Source organism: Paenibacillus sp. CMM36 (assembly GCF_053570945.1).
Map to the genome: position 1 here is coordinate 1 of NZ_JBSEDY010000036.1, position 13,414 is coordinate 13,414.

Here is a 13,414-nt window from a genome sequence, read left to right on the forward strand (position 1 = left end):
AATCCGTCACGCTGCAGCTATCCGAGCTGGTGATCAGCAGTTCCAGACTGCTCATGTCAAGGCCCTGTTCATGCACATGCTGCATAAACGGTACGATTAAAGCCGGTGTGGATTCGAACACCGTAATCTGATAATCGTGAATCCAGCCATACAGACGGCTTGGATCAATGCGGTCGTCTTTCGGGCAGATGACCATCGTGCCACCGTTATAGAGCGCCCGCGCGATATCGCCGACGAACACGTCGAAGGAGAAGCTTGCCAGTTGCAGCAGCCGTACCGGGAACTGGTTCAAACGGTAATCCCGTCGGTATGCCACAGCTGTGTTTACCAAACTGTGATGCTCGATCATGACACCCTTCGGACGTCCCGTTGTACCGGAGGTGTAGATCACATATGCCAGATCCTGCGGCTCGTTGATATGTTCCACATCCGTGGCATCTCCGGTGTACAACGACTCATCGTCCAGCGCCAATACAGTACGCAGACGCAGCCCTGTTGCCGGTTCGGATGCTTCTTCGTTGTCAGAACTCGAATCTAATTTAAAACTTACGCCTTCACTCAGGCTGCCTCTTTCCATCGTTTCAGCGCCAGCCGCTATTTCCAACTCGCCCTCAGACTGCCCACCGGCCAAGACCTGTCGGCTCTCCTCCAGCCATGCTTGCGCGCGTTCCTGCAAACCTGTTTGCGTAAGCAGCACCGTAGCGCCGCTGTCCTCGAGCATAAAGCGGATACGTTCTGAAGGATAATCTGCATCCAGTGGCACGTATGCACCGCCGGCCTTCCACACCGCCAGTACGCCGACCATCATGTCCACCGATCGCTCGCTCAAAATACCAACAATGGATTCACGCCCAATGCCTTCCTTTCGCAATCTACGAGCAAGTTGATTCCCACGCTCGTTCAGCTCGCGGTACGTAAGCTGCCGCTCCTCGTATACCACTGCCACATGATCCGGCACAAGCTGCGCTTGTTCTTCCACATAGACGTGGAACAACCCTTCTGATTGCTTTTCATCACTCCATGCAGCTACGCCCACGGATCCAAAACCATCGATGATTTTTGCTTTTTCCGCAGCAGTCACCAGCTCAAGTTCATCTACCAGCGCATCTGGTCTGTTAATCGCTTCTTCAATCATATGCAGCAAATGCTCGCGGATTTGCTCTACAGCCGTGCGTTCCAATACTTGCGCGTTGTACTCCAAATGGACATGAATTTCATCGCCCGGCACAACCGTAATGTTGAAATCATAGTTCGTTTGCTCCGACACGGAAGCATTTGCAATCGTAAAGCCATTCGTGCCACGACTGCCCATTTGCTCCATGCGCTGTTCCACCGGGTAGTTTTCAAACACCATAATATGGTTCACCAGGTCCTGTTTCTGCTCTGTTAGGGCCTGAATTTCATACAACGGATAGGTTTCATAGGCACGGGAAGCCAGTGCCTGCTCCTGTATCTGCTTCATTAACGCAGCAAACGTCATATCTTTCTCACTGTGAACTCGTACAGGAACCGTATTAATGAACAAACCAATCATTTTATCGATGCCCGGAATATCCGCTGATCTGCCGGATACGACACTGCCAAATACAACATCCCGACTGTTGTTATACCGTTGCAGCACAACGCCCCACGCTGCTTGCAGAAGGGTATTGACCGTTACTTGCTTCTGCTTAACCAGCTTGTTCATCCGTTCCGTCACTTCGTGGCCCAGTGTAAACGAAAGCTTGTCCGCTTCATATTCTTTAGCGTGACTGTCCAGCTGTTTTACCTGCGGTAATACGGTCTGCTGCTCAAAGCCAGCAAAATAATCACTCCAGAACCGTTCAGCCTCCACGTTGTCCTGCCGATCCAGCCATTCAATGTATTCGCTGTATGGTGTTACCGGAGCGAGCTCCGGCTTGCGGTCTTCGAGGATGGCAAAGTACGTATTAAATGCTTCCCCTACAACAAGGAACAAGCACCAACCGTCCATCAAAATATGATGGAAGCTCCACACAAAACGATACGACTCCTCGCCTGTACGTAAAATAGACACCCGCATCAGCTCGCCTGAGCTGAAATGAAAGCCTTCGGCTTTGTCGCGTTCAGCAAAATCAGCAATGTATGCGTCCTGCTCACCTTGTTCCATCGAACGTACATCTTCAAAACGGAACCCGGCGTGCTTGTGACGGTACACCACCTGTAAAGGCTGCTCATTCCATCCGCTATAAAAATTCGTTCTGAATATTTGATGGCGATCCACCAGCTGATTTAGGCTTTCGGCAAAAGCCTCCACTTGAAAGCTGCCTTGCAGATCAAATGTCGCCTGCTCAAAGTACGCCCCGGATTGCGGCTCCATTAAGCCGTGGAACAGAATGCCTTTTTGCATGGGTGTGAGCGAATAAATGTTTTCCAGTTCTCCCGCATTAGCCGTCTGCTCTACAATATGATCCAGCTCTCCAGCCGTCAGTCCTTGGAAGGACAAGTCGCTTGGTGTCAGCTCCGGCAACTCTTTACCCACACAGTGAGCCAATACCTCACGTAAGCCCTCCTGCAACAGATCAGCCAGCTTTTTGATTGATTTTTTCATAAACATTTTGTTGCTGTAGCTGATCGTCAGTTCCAGTGCACCGTCCGTGATCATGCCGTTGATATCCAGAGCATACCGCTTGGTCAACGTGTCACTCATGGAAGCTCCGATGGAATAAGGAGACATGCGGAAGGCATTATTCTTTAAATCCTGATCGAATTGTCCGAGATAGTTAAAGCTGATTTCTGGCTCGGCAACAAAAGCTGCTTCTCCTTCACCGCTAGCAAGATATCTCAAAATCCCGTATCCAATCCCTTTATGCGGCAAACGGCGCAGCCCTTCTTTGACGTTCTTGACACGCCGTCCTACATTCCGATCCTCGCCCATATTGAGTACAACCGGGAATTGACTGGTAAACCAACCGACCGTGCGCGTAATATCCATATCCGGCAAAATGGCTTCCCGTCCATGACCCTCCAGATTTACAAGCACCTGACGGATGCCCGCCCACTCCTGAATTGCAGTGCCCAGAGCTGTCAGTAAGAGGTCGTTCGCTTCCGTATTGTAGGCCCGATGAGCTTGTTTCAAGAATTGTTCTGTTTCTTCTACCGTCCACGCTACGGTCAGCGTTCGATCATCGCGAAGCTGTGGCTTGGCCTGAGATTTACGAGTGTAATCCTTAGGCAAGGATGCCTGGCTTTTCCCTGCTTCCTCAATTTGCTCCCAATACGCACGCTCCTTCTCCAATGCTGTGCTGTTCGCATAAACTGACAGCTGATTAGCCCAAAGGCGGAAGGAATCCGTTTTATTCGGCAAACGGACAGACTCGCCCCGTAAAGCCTGTTCATAGCCGGTTGCCAAATCCTCCAACAAAATACGCCAAGACACACCGTCAACCACCAAATGATGGATTGCTACCAACAAATGGTCTCCATCGTTGCAACGGAACAGACCCAGCTTTACCAGCGGTCCTTCATCTAGACGGATGCTGCTTTGGATTTCGTTGGCTTTGTTCTCCAGCAAATGAGCAAAGTCAGACTCCCTTGTGTAATCCACCACTTCGAGGCTATACAGCTCTCCTTCTTGCACGCCTCGGTTCCATGCTTCATACCCACCGTCTGCATTCTGGCGGAATACGATGCGCAAAGCATCATGATGCTCGACAATGCTTTGCAGTGCCTGACGAAGCGCCGTTTCGTCCAGTCGATCCTCACGATGCAGCATCAGAGCCTGGTTATAGTGCTCAGGATTGGATGGCTGCTGTTCAATGAACCAGTGTTGAATCGGTGTCAATGCCACGGTTCCACTAACTTCTCCTTGATCGGAAACGCGGGTCACCCGCTGCACCCGTCCATTCAGCTCAGCAATCGTCGGATACTGGAACAACTCCCTCATTTCCAGCTTGTAACCATTTTGCAGCAGTCTTGAAGACACTTGGATGGCCTTGATCGAGTCGCCGCCCAAATGGAAAAAGTTATCCAGAACACCAATCTGTTCGATTCCCAGTACAGATTGCCATACCGATACCAATGTCCGCTCTACCTCATTACGGGCTGCTACATAATCCTCGCCGGAATCCACGCTTCCCTCCGGTTGCGGCAACGCCCGACGATCCACTTTGCCATTTGGTGTTAACGGCAATTGATCCATCTGCACAAAATACGACGGCACCATATAACCCGGCAATTCTTGGCTCAAGGTGCTTCGCAACTCACTAGCCGCGATATCCACAAGGGTGACTACATATGCGCAGAGTTGTTTCTGTCCCTGCTCATCCTCACGTGCAATGACGACAGCTTCTTGTACCGCATCTAGCTTCAAGAGCTGCGCTTCCACCTCGCCCAGCTCAATCCGGTAGCCCCGGATTTTCACCTGTGCGTCGATCCGTCCTTTGTATTCCAGCGTTCCATCCTCATTCCAGCGAACCAAATCGCCTGTACGGTAGCAGCGCTCTCCGCTACGGAACGGACTATCTACGAATTTTTCAGCCGTTAAATCAGGACGGTTCCGGTAGCCACGTGCCACCCCGTCGCCGCTGACGATCAGCTCACCCCATGCTCCAACAGGCTGAAGCTGCATGGAACGGTCTACGACATACGCTGTGGAGTTGTGGATCGGACGCCCAATCGGCACCGCTTCTGATTGCACTCCAGCAATCGCATGAGTTGTAGAAAAAGTTGTATTTTCCGTCGGACCATAGCCGTTAATAATCCGCAGAGACGGATAAGCCTCCAGCACCCGGTTAATATGCGGTACGGACAGCACATCACCACCGACCAGCAGTTCTTCTACCCCCTCGAACAGCTCCAAGTCCTGCTGAGATAGCTGGTTAAAGAGCGGCGCAGTCAGCCACATTGTCGTGATACCATGGTTGCGCACGGCTTCCTTGAGCTTGGGAGCGTCCAAAATAACATCCTGACTCACCAGCACGAGCTGTCCACCATTCAATAGTGCACCCCAAATTTCGAAGGTGGACGCGTCAAAGACAACGGCGCCAGTTTGCAAAATGCGCGTGTCAGCACCCAGTTGCGCATAGTTTGTATGCTTTACCAAGCGCACGACATTGCGATGTTCTACCATAACCCCTTTGGGCTGTCCGGTCGTGCCCGAAGTATACATCAAATAAGCTAGTCGGTTTCCAAATTTCCGTTCTTGTGTCCCAGCAGTGCTGTCTACGACAGACGAGGACGATTCCTTTAAAATCTCATTTAAAATCTCATTTTTCGGATTTTTATAATCGGCATAATCCACATGATAAGCCTCGTTTTGCTCCCCATGTACGGTATTCAAGCCTTGGTCATCCTCTGCCGCGTACACCTTAGCATCGCTCAGATCCAGTACGATTCCGGTGTATTCCTCCGGTTGCTGTTCTGCACGCTGCACCAGCAACAACTTCGCTCCCGAATCTTCCAACAGGTAACGTACACGTTCAGCCGGATAATCAGGGTCAATGGGTACATATGCACCGCCCGCTTTGAGAATCGCCAACATGCCGACGATCATATCCGTGGAACGCTCAGCAACGATACCTACAGTTTGCTCGGCGGTAACACCGTGTCCGCGCAACGTGTGAGCCAGTTGATTTGCTTTTACATTCAGTTCGCCATAAGTTAAACGGGCATTTCCAAACACAACTGCTGTCTGATTCGGTGTATGTTCAGCCTGTTCCTCAAACAACTCATGAATGCCTGCTTCGTGTGGATATTCCACCGCTGTAGCATTGAATACGTCGACGATTTGCGCCCGTTCTTCCTCACTGATCAGCGACAATTCCTGTATCCGCTTGTGTGGGCCCTGCACCATATGCTCCGCCACACTCAAAAATTGCCGAATAATTCGAGCAATTTCCTGTTCACTAAACAGCTCGGTACGATAATCCAGATACAGCACGAGTCTATCATCATCCAGCATTTCAACCATGTGAATATCGAAGTCGTTCACCGTATCTCCGCAGAAATCGTTATCCACCTGCTGAATCGCTTCATCAAACCGGGAGAAACTCAAGGTACGGTACTGAATGGAAGCACCAAACAGACGCTGAATGTCCAGGCTGCTTTGCTGTTCACGCAAATCCTGAATAATTTTGTTGTACGGGTAACGCTGATGCCGCAAAATGGACGCCTGCTCCTTCCCTACACCTTGCAGAAAGGTCAGCAGTTCGGATTCTGGTTCGACCAACAGACGCGTAGCCACGGTGCTGACGAACATACCGATGGTATCCTTTTCCTTCTTAGACGTACGGTTGGCATAGAGTGTCCCCACGGTTAAGTCCTGCTCCCCCGTCACTTTATGCAAATAAATATACAGAGCCGCTAGGAAGAACGTGAAAATACTAATTTTATGCTCTTCGCAAAAAGCCGTAACACCACGATACAACTCATGTTCCAGTATAAAGCTCTCCCGGCGTGCAGCTGTACTCAGTGTCAGCGGGTTATATGATTTCAAACCTGTAGTCTCAGGCAAATCGGCAAACTTTTCCGTCCAGTACGTTTTGTCCTTTTGATAACGGTCTGATTGCTCATAACTTTGCTCTACCTGGATAAAATCCAGATAGGGATTGCTTTTGGTCGGCGCATCTTGGCCTGTACCATGCACAATATCCATATAATGTCCTGTGATTTCATTAATGGCCTGATTCATGGACACGCCGTCTGAAATAATATGATGCATTTTAAAATTAAACCATGTTTCTTCTGTTCCGAGCTGCAAGATAACAAATCGGTACAGCTGCGAATCCAACAATGAGAACGGCTGTGGATTATGACGCTTTAACCATACATTCGCTTCTTCCGGGGTAACTTGGATCGTTTCTATACTTTCTGCCGTAAACGGCTCTACATATTGATATGGAATCCCATCCTGAGCAGTAATTTTGATACGAAAAGAATCATTTTGGGCAATTACCCGATTCATTGCTTGCTGCAAGGCATCTATGCGAACAGTTCCCCTGATCTTTACAGTAGCAATAATTGTTGAAGTGTTCCGATGAGGATACAAAAGCTCCGTATACCAAATACGTTGCTGTGGCTGGCTTAAGGAAAACAATTGAACATCTTGCTGTGTCATCCGTCTCTCTCCTCACAAAATAGATATTTGGTAAAAAGGAAATTCGCATATTCATGCGGTTTGTTCCTCGGGATGCTTTCGAAATTGAAGCTCATACAGCTCTGCATAATGACCGCCCTCGGCAAGGAGCTGATCATGGGTACCTTGCTCTTTCAGTTCGCCATCGGCAAGGACACAGATCGTATCCGCCCGTTCAATCGTAGACAATCGATGGGCAATAACTAATGTCGTACGATCCTTCATCAACTCATTTAAGCCCTGCTGGACTTCATATTCCGATTCTGCATCCAAAGCCGAGGTCGCTTCATCCAATAGCAAAATCGGTGCATTTTTGAGCAAAGCACGGGCAATTGCAATCCGCTGTCTTTGACCGCCGGACAAATTGGCTCCGCGTTCACCGACAATCGTGTCGTACCCCTCTGGCAACTCGGCTATGAAGCCGCTGGCATAGGCTGTTTTGGCTGCAGCCTCCACTTCCTCATCCGTGGCAGTCGGTGAGCCAAAACGGATATTATCCGCTACTGTACCGTGGAACAGCGTAGCCTCCTGTGGTACATAGGCCATCAAATCCCTGACCTCATCCAACGGAAATTCTTCTGCCAAACGACCACGAACCCGCAGCACACCTTCATCCGGTGGGTAAAATCCCAGCAACAACTTCATGACTGTGCTTTTGCCACCACCACTCGGACCGACAAGTGCAGTGACCTGCCCTTCCGGCACGACCAAGTTTAACCTTTGCAGCGTTGGATGGTCAGGCTGATAGCCAAAGGTGATGTCGTGCAGCTCCAGCGCAGCCGGAGTCTGTTCAATGGCGTGGTCTGAACCTAAGGTTTCAACATCGCCATAGAATTCCCCAGATTCACGGGCTGATAAAGCTGCCGTCTCGGGATCGCTAAGCCTAGTCAGCGGTCCCTTCTTTTTAGCCGCGGGGAACTGTTCCTCTTCCTTCGACTCATCCAGAATTTCGCGGATACGCGCCAAGCCTGCCAAGGAGTTTTGTAACAGTGTTACAGCCGCCCCTAGCTCCAAAAATACCGTTGAAATACCGGTTTGCAGTTGTACAATCTGTCCCAATACTCCCAGTTCCATTTGCTTCTGCGATACCAGAATCAATCCGGCGACAAGCACACCGCCCAGCGTAATGAACTCTATGACAAAATTGCACATATCCTGCAAGCCCATATGACGTCCCTGCCGGATGCTGATGCGATTGATGTCCTCGCTTGCATCGTTACATAGTCCACCTACCTTTGTCCTCAACCCAAACAACTTCACCGTCTGCAAACCGGAAAGCAAATCACTCAATCGTTCCGTGAACCTGCTCATCCGTCCCTGTAACTCTTCACTCGTCTTTCGCATTTTCTTCGCGAAATGAGCATTTATCCAGGCAGAAGCCAGCCCAAGTACAACCGCCATAATCCCAAATCGCCAATCCAAAGCCATCAAAATGACCAACGAGCCCAAGAAAAGCGAAATTTCCAGTATAATCGAGCGAATATGAACGGTGTAAGCCTGCTCTAGCGCCTGTACATCGTTCGTCATACGGGATACAAGATCACCCGAATGGTGTTTTTCGGCTTTTTCGTACGATAGCTTGACAATGTGGCCAAATAGTTTCATTCGTACATCAGCAATCGCCAGCTTTACACACCGTTTATACATATAGCTGCACAGGGGGGAGATAAGACTTAATGCCAAAAATGTACCACTGACCAAATAGACCGCTCGGTATAGCTCCTGTACATTGCCATTAACCGCGAAATTCAGCAAATAATGCACCACAAAAGAAAGTAAAATCGTGATGCTGGCATTGGTCAGACTATTGCCAACCAGCCCGGTAAAATACCATTTTTGGTGCGGCTTCATCAGGGACATCAACTGCTTAAATTCATAAAACCCCTGCTTGAAGGTCACGACGCTCACCCCTTTCCTCAGGCAACGAATTACCGTTTTCCGCCGTATGCTGTTCTTCTTCAAAATTTTTCAAATACAGCTTTCGGTACACACCATCACGACCCAGTAATTCCTCATGAGAACCCGATTCCACAATGCTCCCCTGATCGAGTACAATAATGCGGTTCGCCTGACGTACGGTTGACAGTCGATGAGCAATGACCAGTACCGTCCGGTTTTGCATTACCGCATTCATCGCATTCTGCACCTGAGCCTCCGACTGACTATCGAGTGCTGAAGTCGGCTCGTCCAATAGAAGTAGCGGAGCATTTTTCAATAATGCTCTTGCTATGGAAATACGCTGTTTTTGACCGCCAGACAATCCGCCTCCCCGCTCGCTCAACAGGGTTTCATAGCCCTCGGGAAGTTGAACAATAAAATCATGCGCATGTGCCGCTTTCGCCGCCTCGACAATTTCTTCTCGAGTCGCCTCCAAACGTCCATATCCGATATTTTCTGCAATGGTGGCCGGAAAAAGCGACGGCTCCTGAGATACCATCGAAATATGACTGCGCAGGCTTGTTAAATTCCAATCTGTCAAACTCTTTCCAAATAGTTGAATGGTTCCAGCATGCTCTCCAGGTTCATTAAATCCGCAAAGCAGCTTGAAAATCGTGCTTTTACCCCCACCGCTGGCACCGACAATCGCGACCATATCCCCTTGCCCTGCCTGGAAGCTGATATCCTTCAGCACTGTGTTCCCTTCATCGTAGCCAAAGGTCAAATGCTCAAAGCTGACTACAGCAACACTATCAACGTCATCATCACTTTCTGCTCCGCCTTCACTCATTCGGTTGGCTTCCCCATCTGCATCGTCTTTCAAATGAGGCGCCCTATTCTCTCGCTTCTGATCTACCAAGGTCATTTCGCCGTCCTGACGTTCATTCTGCCAATCCAGCACCTCAAACAAATGCTTTGCGGCTCCACCCGCTTCCTTCATTTGCGAAATGATCGTCGGCAGCATGGCAATCGGCTGCAATATGAACGAAATCAGGTATAAAAAAAGTACAATGCCTCCAGCATTCAACTCTCCATGTTGTATCAGGTATCCTCCGTATACAATGACCAAAATAATCGGTGTTGCTAGCATCATCACACCTACCGGAGTAATGGCTGCATAGCGCTTTTCTAGCCGTAAGCCGCGCTTGACGACCTCCTCCATAATCACCATATACTTCTTCAACAGCACAGCTTGCATATTGAATGCCTTGACGATAGGGATTCCTCCGATTGCATCTTGCCCCACAGCGTTCAAATGAGCAATTTTCTCCTGAAGATCCGCGGAGTATTTTTCAATTGGCTTGCTCATTAGTGATGTTATGATCATTCCTATTGGCATGAGCGCAAGACTTGCCAATATCAGTTTCCAGCTTGTCAGTAAAAGCAATATGAGTGATGCCGTAAACACGAGCGGTAAATAGAACAGATTGGCAAACTGCTGGATAAAAAAGTTCTGTAATACTGCCGTATTATTGGTTAGACGGGATACCAAATCTCCGGTAAATTTCCTTTCCACGCTGGAAACCGGTAAATCGCAAAACTTATGTACGAGATCGCCTCTCAAGTCGCGCAGAGCACTAACACTAAATCGCGCTGAAGCGTACCTCATCACAAACTTACAGGGCATTCCAATTAGCGTCATACCAACAACCAGATAGATCATGTTCTGGGTAGAGGAGAATGTCCCCTGTGCCATTTGCTCAATGGCCTTACCCAAAATAATGTCAATAGCTGCCAAACACAAGGAGGTGATCACCGTTATGAAAACCCATAGATTATACGGCCTTACATAACGTGCGAGTCTCCGAAAAGCAGAATTTAATCGAAACAAGGGCATCCCTCTTTTCGCTGCCCACACTTTTTCAGTGCGAACTTTTTATATTGGCTGTGGACGTCGTTGAGATAAACTCTGGGTTTGGATGCATGAGTATCCGTACAGAATAAAATGCGATTTTGAACTATGCTGGAATTTGCATCTTGGTGTGGGTTGGTTGTTGATTGTTGCTGAGATGGTAATAACGAAGTGTATCGTGATGTGTGGGACATTTAACTCTGTCTGAATCGTGGTTGTAGGGTGCTTGTGTTGTAAGCTGTATGAGCTCCCGCCGCGTGGGCCATCGGCGAGGATGTAGAAAGAATGTTCTCGACTGTGCTCATAACCTCTTGTTCTTGTTCATGGATGAAAAAGTGATTACCTTCGAACATTCGAACATCCATAGGTGATGTCGTATGCTGTTGCCAGGCATGGAGTGAATCTGTGCTAACCTCAAAATCCTTCATTCCGCCTAAAACAGTCATCGGACATATCAATGGATTTCCCGGCTGATAAACATAAGTTTCACATACCTTAAAATCTGCACGCAGACGAGGCATAATAATTTGCATCAATTCTGCATTTTGCAGCACCTCTTCAGGTGTTCCCTGCATCAAACGAAGCTCTTCGGTGAAAGAATCGTCTGCTAAATCATGGAGTCGTTTTTTGGAATATGGAATATGTGGTGCGGATTTACCGGATATGATGATATGCACAGGTAGTTTTCCAGTTTTGCTGTACAATTGCCGTGCTGTTTCAAATGCAATCAGTGCTCCCATACTGTGTCCAAAAAAAGCGAACGGCTTATGTATGTATGGAGCCATAGCTGGAACCAACGATTGAACGATGTCTTGAAGAGTATCCATTGGAGCTTCTGTTGAGCGGCTTTCACGTCCTGGAAGTTGTATAGGCAACACGGTAATGTCAGGCGCAAACCTGGACTTCCAAGAGTTAAATATATAAGCACCACCACCGGCGTAGGGAAAGCAAAATAGTTGGAGCTTCGTAGTCGGTTGGACCTCTGTTTTCGCGAACCAAGATTGTGATCGAGTTGTCATAAGAATTCCTCCATCCTCTATGCAGTTCATAATTTTACAGTAAATCCTTATATCTCTTTTTTTCTTCCAACACTTTCTAACTGTTTTTAAATATACAAACTTTAAAACCACTTGGCATGGGACAAAAGGGCTAAATTGATAGAGCTCATAAAAATAAAATAAAATCCATATTATGTTATTTGTTTCCAAACTTCAAAAGCAACAATTTCACTTTTTGTATGAGTTATCTGTCAATCACGATCTGTTAATTTAGTTTAAAACAAGATTTCAGGTTTTCACGAATTTTGTAAAACTGAACTCATTTTGATTTACATTGAGGTCCCAACCCCTTATCCTACAACAATTTTATCTTTACATGCCATTAACATAAATGTAACAAATTCAACCTGATATCATCCGACAAATTCCGACTTTTTCCGCAGCTCTCTTCAATCACCTAAATATTGGATTGGATTTGTATCAAGCTCACATAAGCCAAAATTAATAACTCTTTATTTTTGTAATAAATATTGTTATTCCATAGTCCTAAAGGACCATTTTTTGCATATTTTTTTCTGACTCTTCGTCTAAAAAATCCAGTTTGGATTGAGTTTTTCTCTCCTACATCTATGAATTTTCTTTTCAAACTCTAATAAAAACGTTTCTATCTCGTTTCAAAAGTACCTGTTCTCTAGAAATTTATAGCCTTACTTTTAATCTTTCACCCTCTCAAAAAACAGTAACGGCAAACAGCAAGGCTCCCTATTGTTGGAGACTTGCTGCTTTATAAATTTCATTATGTTTGACTTCACTATCGGTCAATATGCAGAGTGTTGTAAGCTTTATTGTAGTTATCCCCCAATCTTATTAATTTAGTGGAATGGAGTATATGTATGGGTTCATGTATATATAATTTCCAAAATGCGAAAGCCTTATGGTATACAAAAAGAGCACAGCCCATTAAGGCTGTGCTCTCAGGCTGTCGAGAAAGTCTCGACAGCCTATTTTATGTTAATTTTGTTTAAGACGACACCGCGTTAATGTTGTATAATATAGGTAACTATTGTAGAAGGGATGGTGTTGATATGCTACGTTCCAACCGCGAAAAACAACAATCCTACGAATTTGTTTCCATCGAAGATCTGGTTCCTCAAGATCACTTGCTCCGCAAAGTAGATAAGTATATCGATTTTTCGTTTATCGATGATAAAGTTCGGCCACTGTATTGTGCAGACAACGGGCGTCCTGCCATTGATCCTACCGTATTGTTTAAAATGATCTTTCTCGGTTATTTCTATGGCATTCGCTCAGAACGGCAACTCGAGCGAGAAATTCAGACGAACCTAGCTTATCGTTGGTTTCTGGGGTTGGGCTTAACGGATAAAGTTCCGGACCATACGACGATTAGCTGGAATCGTCGCACTCGCTTTAAAGACACCACGATCTTTCAAGATATCTTCGATGAAATTGTGCTGCAGGCGATCTCTCACCGAATGGTGGGTGGGCGTGTTCTCGTCACCGATTCCACACACG

At 47.4% G+C, this 13,414-nt stretch carries 5 protein-coding genes; 1 reads left to right on the forward strand and 4 read right to left on the reverse strand.

Annotation, left to right across the window (positions count from 1 at the left end):
* The 4 genes from ACWA2B_RS27530 to ACWA2B_RS27545 form a co-directional block, all read right to left on the reverse strand.
* A partial coding sequence (locus ACWA2B_RS27530) for an amino acid adenylation domain-containing protein (protein WP_449292852.1) occupies window positions 1–7,075 on the reverse strand: 7,075 nt, incomplete at its 3' end.
* A 51-nt stretch (window positions 7,076–7,126) separates the two neighbouring features.
* Window positions 7,127–8,992 carry an ABC transporter ATP-binding protein gene (locus ACWA2B_RS27535; RefSeq protein ID WP_069012585.1) on the reverse strand — a complete coding sequence of 622 codons (1,866 nt, stop codon included), beginning with the start codon at window positions 8,990–8,992 and terminating at the stop codon, window positions 7,127–7,129.
* On the reverse strand, window positions 8,967–10,862 hold the full coding sequence (locus ACWA2B_RS27540; RefSeq protein WP_081317618.1) for an ABC transporter ATP-binding protein: 1,896 nt from the start codon (window positions 10,860–10,862) through the stop codon (window positions 8,967–8,969). The genes ACWA2B_RS27535 and ACWA2B_RS27540 overlap by 26 nt, the downstream gene beginning before the upstream one ends.
* 215 nt (window positions 10,863–11,077) lie before the next feature.
* Window positions 11,078–11,902, reverse strand: coding sequence for a thioesterase II family protein (locus ACWA2B_RS27545; protein ID WP_165150854.1), 825 nt, complete (start codon window positions 11,900–11,902; stop codon window positions 11,078–11,080).
* A 1,064-nt stretch (window positions 11,903–12,966) separates the two neighbouring features.
* On the opposite strand from ACWA2B_RS27545, the gene ACWA2B_RS27550 reads away from it, so the two are divergent.
* The coding region (locus ACWA2B_RS27550) for a transposase (protein ID WP_449292853.1) at window positions 12,967–13,414 on the forward strand (448 nt) is incomplete at its 3' end.